Annotated in this window: 18 protein-coding genes; 5 read left to right on the forward strand and 13 right to left on the reverse strand. The window is 57.0% G+C overall.

Going from position 1 to position 17243, the window contains the following annotated elements; all coding sequences use genetic code 11:
* Positions 1-4 precede the first annotated feature (4 nt).
* Together AB4Y96_RS00905 and AB4Y96_RS00910 are read left to right on the forward strand one after the other, a co-directional pair.
* Entirely contained in the window at positions 5-241 is a 237-nt protein-coding gene (locus AB4Y96_RS00905) for a DUF2093 domain-containing protein (RefSeq protein ID WP_175540671.1), read from the forward strand.
* A 3-nt stretch (positions 242-244) separates the two neighbouring features.
* Entirely contained in the window at positions 245-700 is a 456-nt protein-coding gene (locus AB4Y96_RS00910) for a hypothetical protein (RefSeq protein WP_441915041.1), read from the forward strand.
* On the opposite strand, the gene lpxK is transcribed toward AB4Y96_RS00910, so the two are convergent.
* Genes lpxK through AB4Y96_RS00940 form a run of 6 tightly spaced genes read right to left on the reverse strand, consistent with a single transcriptional unit; the run spans position 695 to position 6274 of the window.
* Positions 695-1726 carry a tetraacyldisaccharide 4'-kinase gene (gene lpxK / locus AB4Y96_RS00915; RefSeq protein WP_441915043.1) on the reverse strand — a complete coding sequence of 344 codons (1032 nt, stop codon included), beginning with the start codon at positions 1724-1726 and terminating at the stop codon, positions 695-697. The two genes, AB4Y96_RS00910 and lpxK, sit on opposite strands and share 6 nt — an antisense overlap.
* On the reverse strand, positions 1723-3045 hold the full coding sequence (waaA, locus tag AB4Y96_RS00920; protein ID WP_441915045.1) for a lipid IV(A) 3-deoxy-D-manno-octulosonic acid transferase: 1323 nt from the start codon (positions 3043-3045) through the stop codon (positions 1723-1725). The genes lpxK and waaA overlap by 4 nt, the downstream gene beginning before the upstream one ends.
* On the reverse strand, positions 3042-3815 hold the full coding sequence (locus AB4Y96_RS00925) for a lysophospholipid acyltransferase family protein (protein WP_441915046.1): 774 nt from the start codon (positions 3813-3815) through the stop codon (positions 3042-3044). The genes waaA and AB4Y96_RS00925 overlap by 4 nt, the downstream gene beginning before the upstream one ends.
* 29 nt (positions 3816-3844) lie before the next feature.
* Positions 3845-4093, reverse strand: a complete 249-nt coding sequence (locus tag AB4Y96_RS00930; protein ID WP_441915048.1) for a DUF4170 domain-containing protein — start codon at positions 4091-4093, stop codon at positions 3845-3847.
* Positions 4094-4134: 41 nt separating this feature from the next.
* Positions 4135-4944 carry a 3'(2'),5'-bisphosphate nucleotidase CysQ gene (locus AB4Y96_RS00935; RefSeq protein ID WP_091883645.1) on the reverse strand — a complete coding sequence of 270 codons (810 nt, stop codon included), beginning with the start codon at positions 4942-4944 and terminating at the stop codon, positions 4135-4137.
* Complete coding sequence (locus tag AB4Y96_RS00940; RefSeq protein ID WP_441915050.1) at positions 4931-6274, reverse strand: TldD/PmbA family protein; 1344 nt, start codon at positions 6272-6274, stop codon at positions 4931-4933. The genes AB4Y96_RS00935 and AB4Y96_RS00940 overlap by 14 nt, the downstream gene beginning before the upstream one ends.
* A 143-nt stretch (positions 6275-6417) precedes the next feature.
* Here AB4Y96_RS00940 and AB4Y96_RS00945 point away from each other — a divergent pair, with 143 nt between their 5' ends.
* Both AB4Y96_RS00945 and AB4Y96_RS00950 read left to right on the forward strand, forming a co-directional pair.
* Positions 6418-8238: a monovalent cation:proton antiporter-2 (CPA2) family protein gene (locus AB4Y96_RS00945; protein WP_441915052.1), complete on the forward strand. Its 1821-nt coding sequence runs from the start codon at positions 6418-6420 to the stop codon at positions 8236-8238.
* A 116-nt stretch (positions 8239-8354) separates the two neighbouring features.
* Entirely contained in the window at positions 8355-8528 is a 174-nt protein-coding gene (locus tag AB4Y96_RS00950) for a hypothetical protein (protein ID WP_175540670.1), read from the forward strand.
* Between the two features lie 21 nt (positions 8529-8549).
* Here AB4Y96_RS00950 and AB4Y96_RS00955 read toward each other — a convergent pair whose 3' ends face one another.
* From AB4Y96_RS00955 to AB4Y96_RS00975, 5 genes are all read right to left on the reverse strand, one after another.
* Positions 8550-9452 carry a patatin-like phospholipase family protein gene (locus AB4Y96_RS00955; protein WP_091883640.1) on the reverse strand — a complete coding sequence of 301 codons (903 nt, stop codon included), beginning with the start codon at positions 9450-9452 and terminating at the stop codon, positions 8550-8552.
* Positions 9453-9465: 13 nt separating this feature from the next.
* Positions 9466-10785, reverse strand: coding sequence for a M16 family metallopeptidase (locus tag AB4Y96_RS00960; protein ID WP_441915054.1), 1320 nt, complete (start codon positions 10783-10785; stop codon positions 9466-9468).
* Entirely contained in the window at positions 10782-12155 is a 1374-nt protein-coding gene (locus AB4Y96_RS00965; protein ID WP_441915269.1) for a M16 family metallopeptidase, read from the reverse strand. The genes AB4Y96_RS00960 and AB4Y96_RS00965 overlap by 4 nt, the downstream gene beginning before the upstream one ends.
* A 131-nt stretch (positions 12156-12286) precedes the next feature.
* Positions 12287-12844: a 16S rRNA (guanine(966)-N(2))-methyltransferase RsmD gene (rsmD, locus tag AB4Y96_RS00970; protein ID WP_441915056.1), complete on the reverse strand. Its 558-nt coding sequence runs from the start codon at positions 12842-12844 to the stop codon at positions 12287-12289.
* Between the two features lie 11 nt (positions 12845-12855).
* Positions 12856-14739, reverse strand: coding sequence for a pseudouridine synthase (locus AB4Y96_RS00975; protein ID WP_441915057.1), 1884 nt, complete (start codon positions 14737-14739; stop codon positions 12856-12858).
* Positions 14740-14847: 108 nt separating this feature from the next.
* Between AB4Y96_RS00975 and AB4Y96_RS00980 the strand changes: the two genes are divergently transcribed.
* On the forward strand, positions 14848-15279 hold the full coding sequence (locus AB4Y96_RS00980; RefSeq protein ID WP_441915271.1) for a nucleoside deaminase: 432 nt from the start codon (positions 14848-14850) through the stop codon (positions 15277-15279).
* Here the strand turns inward: AB4Y96_RS00980 and AB4Y96_RS00985 are convergent.
* Together AB4Y96_RS00985 and AB4Y96_RS00990 are read right to left on the reverse strand one after the other, a co-directional pair.
* The gene (locus tag AB4Y96_RS00985; protein ID WP_441915059.1) at positions 15276-16262 is read right to left on the reverse strand and encodes an Lnb N-terminal periplasmic domain-containing protein; all 987 of its coding nucleotides are present in this window, start codon (positions 16260-16262) and stop codon (positions 15276-15278) included. The genes AB4Y96_RS00980 and AB4Y96_RS00985 overlap by 4 nt on opposite strands.
* 132 nt (positions 16263-16394) lie before the next feature.
* Positions 16395-17063 carry a hypothetical protein gene (locus AB4Y96_RS00990; RefSeq protein ID WP_441915060.1) on the reverse strand — a complete coding sequence of 223 codons (669 nt, stop codon included), beginning with the start codon at positions 17061-17063 and terminating at the stop codon, positions 16395-16397.
* Between the last annotated feature and the right edge of the window lie 180 nt (positions 17064-17243).

Here is a 17243-nt window from a genome sequence, read left to right on the forward strand (position 1 = left end):
GATAATGAACAGGTTTGAAGGCCCCGGCTCACGCGAAGCCAAAATACGCTACCTCGATGGAGACTTTCAGGTCCTGTCGCCGGGCTCCTACGTACTTTGCGCCGTGACGTCGGAAAAGATTCCGCTTGATGAGTTGAAGTACTGGAGCGTTGCCCGGCAGGAAGCCTATGCCGATGCGACCATTTCGCTTGAGCGCGAGCTTGAGATGAACCCATCTCTGCGGCAGCGCAGCAAAGCCTGATTGATGCTCAATCGCCGATCTGCACTTTTCGCACTGGTTGCCACCGCTCTGCTTACAAGTGGCTGCACCACGATGGGTGCCAAGAAGGAACCCGCCTATAGCGGCCCTACCAAAACGATCAAAGGCTATCTGCGCGGCTCGCCTTTTGCACGGTTAACGCCAAGCCAGGTCGTCTACATCACCGCCTATGATGCAACGAATGGCAATTCCAAGCCGATGCCTGTCATTGGCGAAACCAGCTTTACGCTTGGCCGCAGCGGCTATTTTCCCATTGCCTATGAGATCGAAATTCCAGCTTCAAAGTCAGCGCCAAAAGTAGCCCTGTCGGTACAACTCGGCTTGCCGGGCCGTATCCTGTTTTCCAACGACCGGCTGTATAGTCAGACGACCGGGCACAACATGGATATCCCTATGCGCGAAGCGCCGCCAAGAATGCGCAACTTCCGCCACGGCCTATGAGCGGCGAATAAGACGCAGGCGCGCACGCTCCCGCGTTTCACCGATGATGCGGGCCGCTGTTTGCGGATGGGCAAAGACCAATTCCACATCAAGCACCTGCGTTCTTGCGGCGAATGCCCTTGCGGTTTCACTGCCATCAAGCAGACGCACGTGATCCTTCGCCGTCGTAACCAATGTCAGTCCTTCAGCATCGGCTATTTTGATCAAATCGGTTATTTCTTCATCCGTATAGGGATGATGATCGGGAAATGCCCTTGTCTGGACGACATTGCCGCCAGCCTCTTCCAATGTCCGGAAGAATTTCGTCGGATCGCCAATACCAGCAAAAGCGAGCAGCGGTTGCCCCATGACGGAAAGCACCGCCTTGGGTTGAAGCGTGGCCTCGTATACCGGTTTGGCCGCACGGGCAGCATTGCGCACGAGCCCATCGGCACCGCTGGCCGAACCAATCTTGAGCACGGCATCGGTGCGCACCAGTTGATCCGTCAGTGGTGCCCGCAGCGGGCCGCCGGGAATGACGTGACCATTGCCGATACCGCGCCCAGCATCAACGACCATCAGCGCATAGTCAAAATGCAACCGCGCGCTCTGAAACCCGTCATCCATGATGATGAAATCGCATCCCGCAGCCTGCAATGCTTTTGCGCCAGCAAAGCGGTCAGCGCACACGACCACCGGCGCGTGACGGGCCAGCAGCATGGGTTCATCGCCCACATGGCGGGCACTGTCATGGTCAGGATCGACCCGGTGTAATCCCGAAAAAGCACCGCCATAACCGCGCGAGACAATGCCGGGATTGAGCCCAACTGAACGTGCAGCCTGTGCAAAGGCAATGGAAGTCGGTGTTTTGCCCGCCCCGCCGACGGTGAAATTGCCGATGCAAAGCACCGGCACGGGGACAGTTGGCGGCACGGCGCGGCGAATACGCCGCCCGGCAATCATGCCATAAATCTTTGACAGAGGCGTTAAGGCCCGCGCGCGCCAATCCGGCTTTTCCCACCAGAATGGAGGCGCTTCGCTGGTCATTTCCAACCACCTTCACGAGCACTCAATCGCGCCTTCAATACCAATGGTTGAATGAAAGGTTCGAGCGCATTCATGGTGAGATCAAGCGAGCCGCGCATGTCTTCGACAGTTTTTACGCCAGCATCAATCATGATCTGACGATCAGCCGGATTGTTGAAGAGATAGTTCACCGCTCCAGCCAGCATATCCTTGTCGCGAATAAGCTTTGCCGCGCCATTCTTGATCAAGCGCTGATAGGAATCGCGGAAATTCTGCACATTGCGCCCGGACAGGATCGCTGTCTTCAGCATCGCCGGTTCAAGCGGGTTCTGCCCACCCTGTGCCAGCAGCGACCGCCCGACAAACGCAATCTCGGTCAATCTGAGATAGAGACCCATCTCGCCGATCGTATCCCCAAGATAAATGTCGGTATCCGGCGTGATGATATCGCCGCGACTGCGCAATGCCACCTTCATGCCAAGCTTTTCGATTTCCTCAGCGATAGCAGGCGCACGATCCGGATGGCGCGGCACAATGATGGTCAGAAGATCACGGTGCCTGACCTTGAGCATATGATGAACCTGCGCAACAACCTCTTCCTCACCTTGGTGGGTAGAGATGGCGGCCCATGTCTTGCGATTGCCGACCTGCCGTTGCAGGACCTCAAGTTCTGACTGCACAACAGGCGGAACTGCCGTATCCACTTTCAGATTGCCCGATACCGTGACCGGGCGCGCGCCAAGGGCACGGAACCGTTCGCCATCAATATCGGACTGCGCAACCACATGCGCAAGATTTTCGAACAGGGCTTCAGCGACGGATGATCTTTTCTGCCAGGAGGCAAAGGATTTATCTGACAGGCGGCCATTGACCAGAACCTGCGGAACACGCCGCAATCCAAGTTCGAGAATGGTCATGGGCCAGATTTCGGATTCGCAAATCACGGCAAGGTCCGGCTGCCAGTGACTGAGGAAACGATCAACCGCCGGTTTCAGATCAAGCGGCACATATTGATGGATAACGCGGTCACCCAGACGTTCCTGCACCATCTTGGCCGATGTAACCGTGCCTGTGGTCAAAACAACATTGATGCCCATCTCGACAATGGTTTCGACCAATGGAGTGACGGCGGATGTTTCCCCTACACTTGCCGCGTGAACCCACACCAGCGGCCCTGTCGGCCGCGCGACGCTGGCGATACCATAGCGCTCACCCTGCCGTCCGCGCTCTTCCTTGCCCTTGCTGGCACGGAAGGCGACATAAGCGCCAACCACCGGAAATGCCATCGCACCCACCCAGCGGTAGCTGCTCAGGATGAAGCGTGCCCAACGCTCGCTCACGCCTGACCATCCACAAGCGCTTGCACCCGAGCTGTGTTGGCGTTCAGGCTCGCGTTCAACTCGACACGCTTGGTTTCAAGCATTGCATCATCGGCATCCTCGGGGACAAAGATCGGGTCGCCGACAATCAACCCTGACTTACCGAATGGCAAGGGAATCGTTGTCTTATCCCAGCTCTTCTCCAGAATTTTCCTGCGTGACGTCATATAGCAGATTGGAATGATCGGGCGGCCAGACAGTTTGGCAAGAAGTATGACACCGAGACCGGAATCGCGCGGTGTTCCATGGGGGATATCAGCAATCATCGCCGCAGTCTTACCGTCCTTCAATGCCTTTTTCAGGGCAAGCAAAGCTCTTACACCGCCCTTTTCAATACTTTTTGTCGGCTCCCTGCCGCCAGAGCCGCGAATAATCTCGACGCCGAACCGCTCTGCCACGCGGGCATTCAGTTCCGCATCCTTGCTTTTGGAGAACATGGCGACAAAGCGCACACCGCGCGGCATCAGAAACGGTGCCATCAGGTGCTGGCCATGCCAGGCAACGGCGATGAAAGGCTCACCGCCGCGCTTCATGTCTTCCAGATCGGATGAGCCGGGCAGGCGCGGATTGGTGTTATTGACGAGCCGGAAAAACTGCGTGATCAGCCAGACAATCATCGAGCGGACAAAGCGCGATTTCGCCAGAGGCCCGCGCACCGAGCGCCAAAACCGTTTCAGCACCCCGTTCTTCTTGCGGGGTACCTTGGCGGTTGCTGTGCTGTTATCCATCATGCCGCTGTCAATGCGTGACCGGAGACCGGTCAGCTTGCCTTGCCTGTATCAGGGTCAAGCAGCTTGTGCATATGGACGATGAAATAGCGCATATGCGCATTGTCGACGGTCTGCTGAGCCTTGGACTTCCAGGCGCGCTGCGCCGTTTCGAAATTCGGATAAATGCCGACAAGATCCAGCTTTTCCAGATCGCGGAATTCAACACCGCCAAGTTTCGTCAGCTCACCGCCAAAAACCAGGTGAAGCAGTTGTTTCGATTCTGCTGTATTTTCGCTCATGGTCGCCCATCCGTTCAAGTTATCGATAATTTTTAGCCTGTTTAACCGAAGGCGGTTTCCGCGACAACGTCCAACATGTTGTCCATGAGCAATCCGCTGGCCGCGACAAGCGCGCCATGGCGGTAATCGCCCCTCTCGTGGTTACGAAGGCCATAGATGAGTGGCTCGCCATCGGCCGAAAGGACACGACCACCAGCCTCAGCCAAAATCAGGTCCGCAGCGGCCAAATCCCAGTCATGCGAGTTTGGTCGCACAAATGTGCCTGCTATATCCCCGCGTGCCACCATGGCGATGCGATAGGCCAGCGAGGCGATATAGGGAGCGGCCTCCATCGACTGCTGAAAATGTTCCGGCAGTTTCTTCAGAAAAGGTCCGGGACCAGCGACTTTGAACGGCACACCACTGGTGCTGACGTGAATGGAGGTTCCATTTTGCTCGGCACCCTGTCCCGGCAGCGCGGTGATCGTCTGGTTGCGGGCCGGGCATTCCAGTACACCGGCAACCGGCCTGCCATCCTCGATAACAGCGACGCTGACGCACCAGACATCCGAGCCCTCGATAAAAGCGCGCGTGCCATCGATGGGATCAACAACGAAAAAGCGCCGGCGCGACGCCGCTGCACGGTCATCAAGGGTTTCTTCGGAAATCCAGCCATAGTCAGGCCGGGCTGTCAGAAGCATGTCTTTCAGATATTTGTCCGCGGCAAGGTCGGCCTCGCTCACCGGCGAATTGCCGGTTTTCATCCAGACCTGCGGGTCCTGCCGGAAATAGGACAGGGCAATGCGCCCGGCGCCTTCGGCTGCTTCCCTGATCAGGGCAAGATCATCGCGGTTTTGTTCACTTGCCGGCAAGAGTCATGCCTTCGATTACGAGTGTTGGACTGGCAACGCCAAAATTACGGTCAATATCATTTGCTGCCACCAGATTGAGGAACATATCCTTCAGATTGGAGGCAATCGTAACTTCACTGACCGGATAGGCAAGTTCACCGTTTTCGATCCAGTAACCGGATGCGCCACGGCTATACTGTCCCGTGATCATATCGACGCCCTGACCAAAAAGCTCCGTGACATAGAAGCCCGTTCCAACAGCGCGGATCAGCGCGTCGGGTGACTGCTCGCCGGGTTCAATGGCAAAATTGGTGGATGATGGAACCACGCCAGTGCCGGAGCGAACGCCGCGCCCATTGGTGCTGAGCCCCAATTCCTTGCCCGTCGATGTGGACAGGAACCAGTGCTTCAACACGCCGTTTTCGACCATGGTCAGCGCCTGACCCTCGATCCCCTCGCCATCGAATGGGCGCGAGGAAGACCCGCGAATACGCAGCGGATCATCGGTGACATTGATGCTTTCGGCGAGAATCTTTTCATTCATGCGATCTTTGAGAAAGCTCGTCTTGCGCGCAACGGAGGAGCCGTTGATGGCGCTGGACAGATGGGACGCAATACCACGCGCCACGCGAGGATCGTACACAACATTGACGAGGCCTGTTTTGGCCTGCCGTGCGCCAAGGCGTTTCACCGCGCGCGCTGCGGCTGAACGGCCAATGGCAGCCGGGTCCTCAAGCGCATCAAAATGCTGGCGTGAGGAAAAATCATAATCGCGTTCCATTCCCGTGCCGGTGCCAGCAATAGCACTGACCGAACGGGAAAACCGCGATCCCATGTAATGGCCGACGAAGCCACCTGACGTCACAAGAACCATGCCGCCAAGACCGGCGGAGGCGGATGCGCCACCGGAATTGGTAACGCCTTCAACCGCAAGAGCCGCCTCTTCAGCCGCAAGTGCATCCTGTGTCAGACGCGCTGCTTCGACAACGGTGGGATCAAACAGATCAAGATCGCGAATGGTGCGCACCAGATTATCAGGGTCGGCTAGACCTTCAAAGGCATCATCAGGCGAGACCTTCGCCATGGCAACGGCGCGCTCAGCCAGAATTTTTGGATCGGAACCGGCGGTTGCCGATATGCTTGCCACTTTCCTGCCAACAAAAACGCGTAAGGAAAAATCGTCACTTTCCGAAGATTCGGTCGCCTCGACCTTGCCAAGCCTGACGCTGACGCCCGTGGACCGCGAACGCACGACAACCGCATCGGCGGCGTCTGCTCCGGCTTTGCGTGCGGCTTCGACAAGCGCAGCAGCATTGTCAACGAATTCGCGGGAATTGGCCGGCTCGATCATATTCATCCCTAGAGTTGATTGCATGATAGGATGCAAGGACATATCTGACCAATAATCAGATGATGCACTGCCTCCTATATGGTGCAAATTTGGGTCTATCAAGGCAAACACGCGTAACATTCGCAACAGACTGGGTCAGGCTCATGCTTTCACAAAGCGGCAATCTCTATTTTCAGGCTCTGGCTCTGCTGGCTGGAGCAATCATTGCCGCCCCATTGTTCAAGCGGTTGGGCCTTGGAACAGTGCTGGGATATCTGGCGGCGGGCCTTTTGATCGGGCCGCTGGCCAATCTGATCACCGATGGCGAACAGGTCCTGCATTTTTCTGAGTTGGGCGTGGTTTTCCTGCTGTTTGTCATCGGACTTGAACTGAAGCCGACGCGCCTGTGGAACATGCGCCATGCGATTTTCGGGCTTGGCGCGGCGCAGGTTATCGTTTCGGGTGCCGTACTGACCGGGCTCATCCTCGCCTTCCATCTCATGAGCTGGCAAGCAGCATTGGTTATCGGCTTCGGTCTTGCCCTGTCATCAACAGCCTTTGCCATGCAGATATTGGAAGAGCGCGGCGAAACCAATATGCCGCATGGTCAGACATCCTTTGCCATTTTGCTGTTTCAGGATCTCGCCATCGTTCCTTTGCTGGCAATGATTCCCGTACTGGCACCGGGGTCCGCCCAACACGAAGCTGATCCTCTTGGCAAGTTCCTGATCGCTATCATCTGTATCGGCGCTATCGTTGCGGTGGGTCGCTATCTGCTCAATCCGCTGTTTCGCTTTATCGCCAACACCGGCGCGCGCGAGGTGATGATCGCTGCCGCCTTGTTCGTGGTGCTCGGCGCTGCACTGCTGATGCAGTTTGCCGGGCTTTCCATGGCTATGGGCGCTTTCATTGCCGGGGTGCTGCTGGCTGAATCGTCCTATCGGCACGAACTGGAAGCGGATATCGAGCCATTTCGCGGTATCTTTCTCGGCCTGTTCTTCATGGCTGTCGGGCTGTCGATTGACCTCAAGGTCATCCTTGCCGACTGGCAAATGATCCTTCTTGCTGTTCCCGTGTTCATGGCCATCAAGGCTTTGGTGGTCTATGTGCTCGCGCGGCTTTTCCGTTGTAATCACAATGATGCGATCCGCATTGCATTCTTCCTGCCGCAGGGTGGTGAGTTCGGTTTCGTGCTGTTCACGACAGCCGCAGCGGCCGGATTGCTAAGCTCGTCCACAGCTTCCGAGATGATCGCAGTTGTCACGCTGTCCATGGCAGTCATGCCGCTATCCGTCGCGCTCGGTAATCGCTTTCTCGTTGACCCAAATGCGGAAGAACAGATTGACGAGGATTTTGATGGTGCCGCCGGAGCCGATGTCCTGATGATCGGCTTTTCCCGTTACGGCCAGATCGCGGCGCAAATCCTTCTGGCTGGTGGTACGAGTGTCACACTGATCGATGCCTCCGCCGATCGCATCCGCGCCGCCTCGAAATTTGGTTTCCGCATTTACTTCGGTGATGGCACCCGCAAGGAAGTGCTGGAGGCGGCCGGTATCCGGCAAGCGAAGATTGTCGCCGTCTGTACGCACAAGCGAGAGATCACGGACAAGATTGTCGATCTGATCCAGTCGGAATATCCTGATATCAAGCTGTTTGTGCGCTCCTATGATCGCGGCCACACGCTGAAACTCAGAGCCAAGGGCGTGCAGTACGAATTGCGCGAAACCTTTGAGTCGGGCCTGCTTTTTGGCCGCCGCACGCTGGAAGAACTCGGAACCAGCGAAGACGTGGCCTATGAGATCATGGAAGACATCCGCAGCCGCGATGAAGACCGGCTGCACATTCAGGCGTCGGAAGGGCTGATGGCAGGCAATGACCTGCTGCTGACGCGGCCAGTGACGCCGGAACCGCTGATCAAGCCAACGCGTGAATCCAAGCGTATTGATACGGAAGAGATGCTTCCAGACCCCGAACCCGCAGAATAAGTCGACGCTGGCAAGGCACTGATGCTGCCGCGCTCGGATAAGTAGGCATACGGATTCTGATGTCGCACCGCCTCAGATACAAGAGATGAATTCGCATTCAGACAGGCGCATTCATCATGATGACCTTTGTAATCGCTGCTGCCGGTGGATTAGCATCCTTTGTCTATCGCGTATGGCACGCACCGAAAGTTAAGCATTTTGCCGTGGCGCTGCTGTGGTACTGCATGGCACTTTCAGGAGCAGCTTTCTGCTACTTCATTTATCTCAACATAGTACCGATGTTTTTCTGATCCGAAGGCAGATCGCTGCCGTTATTCCTGCTCGGCATGTTCCGTATAGGTGATGGCGGCATCAACAGCACGCTTCAGCTCATCCTTGATGCCGATTGATTCGTTCAACACCTGTTCCACCCGCAGGAAATCCAGAACCCCGAAACGGGCAACGCTCGGCCGCAGGAAGATGGCAGGTGGATCGGTGCGCAGCCGCGTGGCGATGATGGATTGCATCATCAACTGGCTTGCCCCGAACATGGCGTCAATCGATGACGGGAATTTACGCCCATCACCTTCCGGCCCACCAACCACATCAATGCCGATGACGAATTTCGCCTTGTCCTTGAGATGATCGAACGGCACCGGATTGTAGATGCCGCCGTCTATCAGCACCCGGTCATCACGGCGCACCGGTCTAAACAATGCAGGGATGGCAGCGGAGGCGGCAATGGCGTTGAAAAGATCACCCTCGTTGATCGGGATTTCGCGCTGGCCGTAAAAGTCGGTTGCCGTGACACTGAGCGGTATGGGCAATTCCTCGAATGTCTCTGGTATCTGTTCCGGCAGAAAGGTCTTGAGAACCTTTTCGATGTTGAACTGGCTGAAGCGGATGCCTCCACCGAACATTTCGCCGAAAGTCGCCGGGCGCAGACGCCAAAGGCGCGCCGCTATTTCAGCACGCCGTGACAGGGTGGCAATGGCATATTCGCGGATGTCCCGCCCGGTCATGCCGGCAGCCATACCCGCCCCCATGATCGCGCCGATGGAGGAACCCGATATGGCGACCGGCTTGATGCCCAGCTCGTCCAATGCCTCGATGACATTAATATGCGCCAATCCCCTCGCCCCGCCGCCGCCAAAAGCGATGGCGAAGCTCGGCGAACTGCTGACAACACTGGTGCCAGCAGAACCGGATATACTTTCGAGATCACGCGCAATCATGGCATATCCTCAATCAGGACTGGGGCGGGCCAACAATCAAAATAGCCGGTTCGGTTTCGAGCAATTTCTTTGCCGCAGCCTTTACCTGATCCAACGTCACAGCATTGATCAGGTCAGCCCGCTTGTCGATATAGTCCCGGCCAAGATGTTCATCCTGAAGCCCAATAAGCGTGCTGGCAACGGCGGATGATGAATCCAGATTATTGATGGCGTAGGAGCCAACAAGATATTTCTTGGCTTCGGCCAGTTCATCCTCTGTCGGACCATCCTTGGCCATGCGGGCAACTTCATCCTTGATAATTTGCAAGGTTTCGCCTGAACGATCAGAACGGGTTGCCGTCGAAATCGTCAGCGCTGCCATATGATCGCGGCTGACCAGAGCCGAACCGGCGGAATAGGCAAGGCCGCGCTTTTCGCGAACCTCGTTGTAAATACGTGAGGAGAAACTGCCGCCGCCCAGAATATGATTCATGACAAAGGCCGGGAAGAAATCGGCATCCTGACGACGCACGCCTGGGTAAACCATGGAAATTGATGTCTGCGGCAAGGGGTAGTCGACGCGGGTCGTCTTGCCCAACGCAAGATTGGCATCCTTGACCGGCTCGAGCTGCGCCTTCTCGGGCAGATCGCCAAAAACCTTGTCGAGCAAAGGAGCCAGCTGTTCGGGACTGATTGACCCGACAACACCGACGATCAGCCTGTCACGGGCAAAGACGTGGCTGTGATAGCCGACGAGATCATCACGGGTGATGGAGGCCAGACTGGCTTCGGTGCCCTGCGACTGGCGACCATAGGGATGATCACCATAGAGCGCTTCGGCAAATTTGCGTCCGGCGATGGTGTTTGGATCGCGTTCCGACGCCTTGATATTGGCAACAAGCTGCTGGCGAATACGATCAATCGGTGCCTGATCGAAACGCGGTTTGTTCACCGCAAGCGCCAGAAGATCAACCGCCTCATCGCGCTTATCGGCGAGCATACGCATAGCGCCTGAGATACGGTCGTCATCAGCACTGAAACCCATTTCAGCGCCGACATTGTCGAGCTTTTCCTGAAACGCGTCTGAATCGAGATCACCGGCGCCCTCGTCAAAGAGCCCGGTCATCAGATTGGCAAGGCCTTCCTTGCCTTTGGGGTCCTGCGCCGAACCGCCCTCGAAGGAAAACCGCAGGGCGATCAGCGGAACAAAGTCATCCTGCACCAGCCAGGCACGAATGCCCTTGGGTGAGACGACTTCCTTGATCTCCACCGCATAAACAGGGGCGGCAGCAAAGATGACAAAAAGCAATGCAGCAGCGATCCTGCCGAAAACGGGTGTCAACATTCTGGTCATTGGATGACTCCCTCAGTTTGCGGCTGAACAGGTGCAGCTTCACCTGTTGACGGAATTTTCTCGTCGGGCTTGCCGTCTTCCGGCATCAGGTAACTGGTGACAGAACGGGCATCGACAAGATAGCGTTTGGCCACATCCTTGATGTCCTGAACTTTTACCGCTTGAATACGATCCGGCCATTCCTGAATGTCCTTGATCGTCTGGCCTGTTGAAAGCGTCGAGCCGTAAATACGCGCCATTCCGGCCTGACTGTCACGGGCGAAGATAACGCTTTTCAAAAAGCGGTTACGCGCCTGTTCCAATTCTTCTTCTGTCACGCCGTCCTTGATGATACGGGCGATCTGCGCGTCAACACCTGCCTCGACCTGCTGCAGCGAGGCCGAACCACGCGGCGCGCCATAGACAGAGAACGTGCCGTCATCCAGCGATCCACCCTGATAATAGACGCCAGCACTGGCGGCGAGCCCATCCTTCACAACAAGTGCCTGATAGACGCGGCTGCGCGTCGAACCACCGAGAATTTCACTTAAGAGATCAAGCGCCTCGGCTTCGCCCGGCTTGGCATTGTTATAGGACGGCACCAGCCATAATTTCTGGAAACTTGGCTGCGATACGCGCGGATCGGCCAGCGACACGGTGCGCTTGGTGTTTTGCTCCGGTTCCTGCGGCCTTATGCGTTTACCGGGTTCCGAGCGGCGTGGCACCTTGCCATAGGTCTTTTCAGCCAGCGCTTTCACGGTGTCGGCATCAACGTCACCCGAAACGACGAGCGTCGCATTGTTGGGCGTGTAAAATTTCTCATAGAATGCCAAACCATCCTTGAGGTTGAGCTGCTCCATCTCATGCAACCAGCCAATGACAGGAAAACGATAGGGATGGTTCTGGTAAAGCGTTGCATTCACTTCTTCAGACAAAAGCGCCGCCGGATTGGTATCGACGCGTGAACGGCGCTCTTCCAGAACAACGTCGCGCTCTGTCTTCACCACATCATCGTTGAGGATGAGGTTTTCCATGCGGTCCGCCTCATAGGTCATGACCATTTCGAGCGCCTGCGGCGACACCTGCTGGAAGAAGGCGGTATAATCATAGGAAGTGAAGGCGTTTTCCTGACCGCCGATCTCGGCAACCTTGCGGGAAAATTCGCCTGCCGGATAGGTCTTGGTCGCCTTGAACATCAGATGTTCGAAGAAATGCGCAATGCCTGACTTGCCGGGGTCTTCATCGGCTGAACCTACATGGTACCACAGCATATGGGTGACAACGGGTGCGCGATGATCGGGGATCACCACAACCTCAAGTCCATTTTCCAGATGGAAGGACGAGACACCGGCGCTATCGGCTTTCTGAACCTCTGCCGTCAGCTGCGCCATGGTCTGGGCATGTGTGGGAAGAATGAAACCGGCAGTCGACAACGTTCCGGCCAAAACGAATGCCGCAACGGTGCGGCCTATTACTTGCGACATCAATCTTCCTTCGCAATCCTGTTCAACAATACAGCGGTTTAGCCGCTCAACGTGACAAATCGTATGATTGTTCCGCCGTAGTGACGTTCTTCCACCACCGCGAATCGCGGATCAAGGTTGATCACGGCTTCGGCCTCTTCTTCAAGCACGAGAAGTGTGTCGGGATTGAGCCAGCCGCCCTCAAGAGCGGATTTGAAGGCAAGTTCTCCAAGACCTTTGCCATAGGGCGGATCGGCGAAGACGAGATCAAACGGCTCGATTGTCCCCGCCTCACCAAGTTTGGCGGCATCGCGGCGGAAAATCTTGGTGTTGCCAAGCAGACCGAAGGCTTCGACATTGGTGCGGATCAGACCGCGCCCCTCGGTCGACTCCTCAATGAACACACCATAGCGCGCACCGCGCGATATGGCTTCGATCCCCAAAGCGCCTGTTCCGGCGAAGAGATCAAGCACGCGGGTCGCTTCAAACTTTTCCGGATAATTGTGCACCAGAATGTTGAAAAGGCTTTCCCGCGTCCGATCCGTGGTTGGCCGGATGGCATTGGTGTTTGGCGTTGCCAATGCCCGCCCGCGAAATTTGCCGCCGACAATGCGCATCAAATCCACGCCTATGGCTTAGGCTTGCGTGGGGGACGACCTGCACCGCCGCCAGAACCACCACTGCGCGGACCCTTCGGGCCACCTGATGGAGCACCGCGAGGCGCCGCACCTTTTGGACCGCCATAGGGTCGATCACCGGAGCGACCATCTTGCCTGCCCGGACCGCCGCTTGTGCCATAAGGACGCTCTGAACGCGCCGGGCGCTCAGACTGGAATGACGGCTTGCCGCCACCGGCTTCGCGTTCCTTCAACTCGGCGCGCTCACGCTTGCCGACCCGTGGAGGACGGGGTGGACGCGGGCCATCACGCGACCCTTCTGGACGATCCGAACCAAAAGAACGCTTTGGACGCTCGGCTCTGTCATCATCGCCGCGTGGTGGACGTGGGGAATAGCTGCGCGGCTTGTCGCCGCCTGCGTAGGCACCAGCGGGACGTTCACGCTGCGGACGGTCACCCGCTGGACGGGCGGAACCTTCCTCGAAACGGCGCGGCCGTTCGGTGCGGGGCGCATCCGAGTTTCTGCGCTCACCGCGTGGTTCGCCGGTTTTCGCCTTGGCTTTGCCAACCGGACGTGCACCGGGCGCCATCCAGACATTGGCAGAGCGGGCACGCGGCGGTAGCGGCTCCTCAGCCTTTGCACCTTTGCCTCTCGGCGCTGAAGCATCACGCGGCTTGCGGTCATCGGCGCGCGGCTTGCGATCGTCCGCACGCGGCGCACGGGCCGGACGCTCGTCACGGCCACCACGCGCATCGCGGGAAGCGCCGGGGCGTTCGCTGCGGTCCGTTGTCAGACGCGACAGGGATTCTTCGCGCTTTTCATCCTTGGACTTGCGCGGGCCACGGCTTTTGGCAACCGGTGCGCTTGAAATCCACTCCGAGGAGCGGCGCGCCGGACGATCGGCAGCAGGCTGCTGTACAACCGCCTCACCCTTTACCGCATCATTGGAAAAGACATTGATGATCGGCGCTTCAAAATCAGCGCCGGATTCTTCAATCAGGCGCTCGCCGAGCTGGTCGCGCAATGTGCGGCCGTTCATTTCCCGCACTGAACCCTCAGGCAGATCGCTCAACTGGAACGGTCCGTAGGAAATGCGGATCAGGCGATTGACGGAAAGACCAAGCGCGCCAAGTACATTCTTGACTTCGCGGTTCTTGCCTTCCCGCAGACCCATCATGATCCAGACATTGGAGCCCTGCTCGCGTTCCAGCGTCGCTTCGATTGCGCCGTAGAACACGCCTTCAACGGCGATGCCGTCTTTCAGCGTATCGAGCTTTTCCTGCGTCACGCTGCCATGGGCGCGGACACGGTAGCGGCGCAGCCAGCCAGTGGATGGAAGTTCAAGCGCACGCGACAGGCCGCCATCATTGGTCAGCAGCAAAAGGCCTTCCGTGTTGATATCGAGACGTCCGACGGACAGAACGCGCGGCATATCCTTCGGCAGCGATTCAAAAACAGTCTGACGGCCTTCCGGGTCGCGATTGGTCGTCACCAGACCGGCAGGCTTGTGATAAAGCCACAGCCGGGTGCGTTCTTTTTGCGGCAAGGGCTTGCCATCAACTTCAATGCGATCTTCACGCTTGACGTTGATCGCCGGGCTGGCAAGCACCTTGCCATTGACCGAGATACGCCCTGCGGCGATCATCGTTTCGGCTTCGCGGCGCGAGGCTATGCCTGCGCGGGCAAGGCGCTTGGCGATACGCTCGCTGTCATCAACAGGCGCTTCCTCAAAAGATGATTTGCGCGGACCGCGCGTCGCGGGGTCCCGCGCACCATCATCATATTTGCGCGGGGCCGGACGGCCACCACGGCCGCCATCGGCGCCCTTCTTGTCGAAGCTGCGCTTTTCAAAGGGACGTTTACCGCCCTTTCCGTCATCATTTGAACTGGTCATGGAATGTTTGCCTTTCAGCGGGGCTAACTACCAGCTATGACGGCAGCTTGCGAGTAAATTCTGGACAATGAGTGCAGCGTGAACCAAAAAACTGATCCTATGGGACCTATGGACCTTGCATTGGCCGAGGCTAGAGCCGCGGCAAAGCGTGGTGAAGTGCCCGTTGGCGCTGTTCTGGTGAAGGACGGCAAGGTGCTTGCGCAGGCAGGAAACCGCACGCGCGAGCTCAATGATCCTACGGCTCATGCCGAGGTTCTTGTCATCCGGGCTGCTTGCGCAATGCTCGATGATGAACGGCTGACAGGCTGCGATCTTTATGTGACGCTTGAACCCTGCACCATGTGCGCTGCGGCGATTTCCTTCGCCCGCATCCGGCGTTTGTATTATGGCGCGCAGGATATGAAGGGCGGCGGCGTGGAAAATGGCGCACGATTTTTCGCGCAACCAACCTGTCATCATGCGCCGGAGGTCTATTCCGGCTTCCAGGAACAGGAAGCCGAGATCATCCTCAAGGAATTCTTCCGCGCCAGACGGCTTTAGTTGTCAGCGCGTATTCTCGCAGAAAAGTCTTCAGCCTTGTCGGCGTCCATCGCGCGCTGGTTGATCGATGCAGCCTGAATGACCTGTTCAAGCGGCTTGCTTCGGTCTATCGCACCAAGATCATACAAATAACCGGGTAGATATCCCGATAGAATGACACGGTAGTCAATCGGGAGACCGGGTGTGATGGCCCGGATCATATCAAAAATCACCGTTGTGCAATTGGCCGTTATCGTGTTGTAGAACTGTGCTTCTCTGGACAGACGGTTCCCCGTATCCAGATAGGACAGAAACAGCGCCTGACGCATTTCCGGGGTCATGTTGATCCGGTAGCGATAAACGTCTTCCTTGCGGATATTGGTGCGCACGCGGATAATGTCACGCTCATCGGCGGCGATCATCGCCAGCTCAAACTCCTTGAAGAAGCCGCCCACTTCGGAAAACTGCTCGTGACGCTCTTTCCGGATTTCGGCGGAGAACACGACGTGCTCGCCATCGGTAAAACCAAAGCTCACCAGTGTGTGGGCAATGGCTGGGCTCGACCAGTACGATAAGAACACGTCGACCGAATCCAGTTTCTCCAGATCGTAGGAGCGGACTTCCCAGCGCGGGGTGTAATCCATTGCGCTGCGCCATTCAAAATTGCGGATATTGGCCAGAGTGACATGATTGCCGCTGAGTGTGCCTGTCACAGTCTGCGCCACATCATCGGCCCAGATGCGATTGAGCGATGGCGTGATTGTGCTCCACCAGAACAGCAGGGCAGCCATAACCGGTATAAACACAACCAAAGCACGGCGGACGCGTCCGGTCACTTCAAGCCAGAGGACGACAAGGCCGATGATAATCCAGACGGCAACCAGACCGGCAACACCGGGAAGGCCGAATGGCAGTTGATACCAGAGAGCAAGCCCGCCCCAAACAAAGGCAAAGACTGTCAGGAGAATGAGAACAATCAACGCGGGAATACGTAAAAGGCGCAAGATCGATGATCCTCAACTGACAGAGACAAAGCGATATTCCCGGTACATCAAGGCAAAGGCAAGACGCTTTACATCACCGAAAAAAGAAAGGCTCCCTGAAGGAGCCTTTCGAATGTCGCAAAATATTCCGGATCAATTCCAGGGGATGAGGTTCTTGAAGCTGAAGCCCTTGTCCTTGCGGGCAGCGGCCTTGCGATCGCGTTCCTTCTTGGCTTCATCTTCACCCAGCTCATCGGTAGCTGCAGTTCCTGCCGGTGCGCGATACTCCAGCGGCGGCTCGCTCAGATAGCGACGGGTTTTCGGTGAACCGGCGGTGGAGGCAAGACGGCGCGCACGGAATTCAGCAGATTGCGTCTTGGCCGACACGCCTGATGGCGGCGGGTTCCTGTCGTTGAAGAAACCGTGTTCACCCGTATCAACCGATTTGGCGGCAGGCACATCATTTTCGATCTGCGGGACATAATTGGGGTTGTTCTGGTTGGCGGTCGCCTCATCACGCAAGCGCTTGCGGCGCGCTTCCGGCGATTCCGGCCAGTTGGCACTATTGGCTGCCATGGCGCTGTCCTGCGGCGCAGGCAATTGCCCCGGCTTGCCAGCGACAGGGCGAACCAGATCAGGGCGCGGATTGTAGGCAATTGAATCTTTCTTCTTGGGCCCGAACGAAGCGATATTGGAAACGTCGTCCAACAACTGGCTACCAGCTGTCTTGTTCGTCCCATAGGTTGGCGACGAAGCACATCCGGCCAACGTCAACGACGCAAGCATTGCACCAAGAACTGTAATACGTCCGTTCAAATCCATACTCGCCACTTTCGCCCCAAGCTCATATTGCCGACTCAGCCGATTCAATAGGCCTGATCCATGCCCTGCCTGTTAAATCAGGCAACTCAATGGCAAGCCTTTTACATGAGGCCCGTCCCAATAAGCAAGCCGATGCAAGCTTTTGTTAAGCAAAATGCGGATCATCCAGAGAATGATCCG

Source organism: Phyllobacterium sp. TAF24 (assembly GCF_052113785.1).
In the GTDB taxonomy this organism is placed as follows: Bacteria; Pseudomonadota; Alphaproteobacteria; order Rhizobiales; family Rhizobiaceae; genus Phyllobacterium.

What these genes read in the sequence shown, in the direction of transcription:
- AB4Y96_RS00905 (WP_175540671.1), top strand. Translation starts at nt 5, where the DNA reads ATGAACAGGTTTGAAGGCCCCGGCTCACGCGAAGCCAAAATACGCTAC.
- AB4Y96_RS00910 (WP_441915041.1), top strand. Translation starts at nt 245, where the DNA reads ATGCTCAATCGCCGATCTGCACTTTTCGCACTGGTTGCCACCGCTCTG.
- lpxK (WP_441915043.1), bottom strand. Translation starts at nt 1,726, where the DNA reads ATGACCAGCGAAGCGCCTCCATTCTGGTGGGAAAAGCCGGATTGGCGC.
- AB4Y96_RS00925 (WP_441915046.1), bottom strand. Translation starts at nt 3,815, where the DNA reads ATGATGGATAACAGCACAGCAACCGCCAAGGTACCCCGCAAGAAGAAC.
- AB4Y96_RS00930 (WP_441915048.1), bottom strand. Translation starts at nt 4,093, where the DNA reads ATGAGCGAAAATACAGCAGAATCGAAACAACTGCTTCACCTGGTTTTT.
- AB4Y96_RS00940 (WP_441915050.1), bottom strand. Translation starts at nt 6,274, where the DNA reads ATGATCGAGCCGGCCAATTCCCGCGAATTCGTTGACAATGCTGCTGCG.
- AB4Y96_RS00945 (WP_441915052.1), top strand. Translation starts at nt 6,418, where the DNA reads ATGCTTTCACAAAGCGGCAATCTCTATTTTCAGGCTCTGGCTCTGCTG.
- AB4Y96_RS00950 (WP_175540670.1), top strand. Translation starts at nt 8,355, where the DNA reads ATGATGACCTTTGTAATCGCTGCTGCCGGTGGATTAGCATCCTTTGTC.
- AB4Y96_RS00955 (WP_091883640.1), bottom strand. Translation starts at nt 9,452, where the DNA reads ATGATTGCGCGTGATCTCGAAAGTATATCCGGTTCTGCTGGCACCAGT.
- AB4Y96_RS00960 (WP_441915054.1), bottom strand. Translation starts at nt 10,785, where the DNA reads ATGACCAGAATGTTGACACCCGTTTTCGGCAGGATCGCTGCTGCATTG.
- AB4Y96_RS00965 (WP_441915269.1), bottom strand. Translation starts at nt 12,155, where the DNA reads ATGGCGCAGCTGACGGCAGAGGTTCAGAAAGCCGATAGCGCCGGTGTC.
- rsmD (WP_441915056.1), bottom strand. Translation starts at nt 12,844, where the DNA reads ATGCGCATTGTCGGCGGCAAATTTCGCGGGCGGGCATTGGCAACGCCA.
- AB4Y96_RS00975 (WP_441915057.1), bottom strand. Translation starts at nt 14,739, where the DNA reads ATGACCAGTTCAAATGATGACGGAAAGGGCGGTAAACGTCCCTTTGAA.
- AB4Y96_RS00980 (WP_441915271.1), top strand. Translation starts at nt 14,848, where the DNA reads ATGGACCTTGCATTGGCCGAGGCTAGAGCCGCGGCAAAGCGTGGTGAA.
- AB4Y96_RS00990 (WP_441915060.1), bottom strand. Translation starts at nt 17,063, where the DNA reads ATGGATTTGAACGGACGTATTACAGTTCTTGGTGCAATGCTTGCGTCG.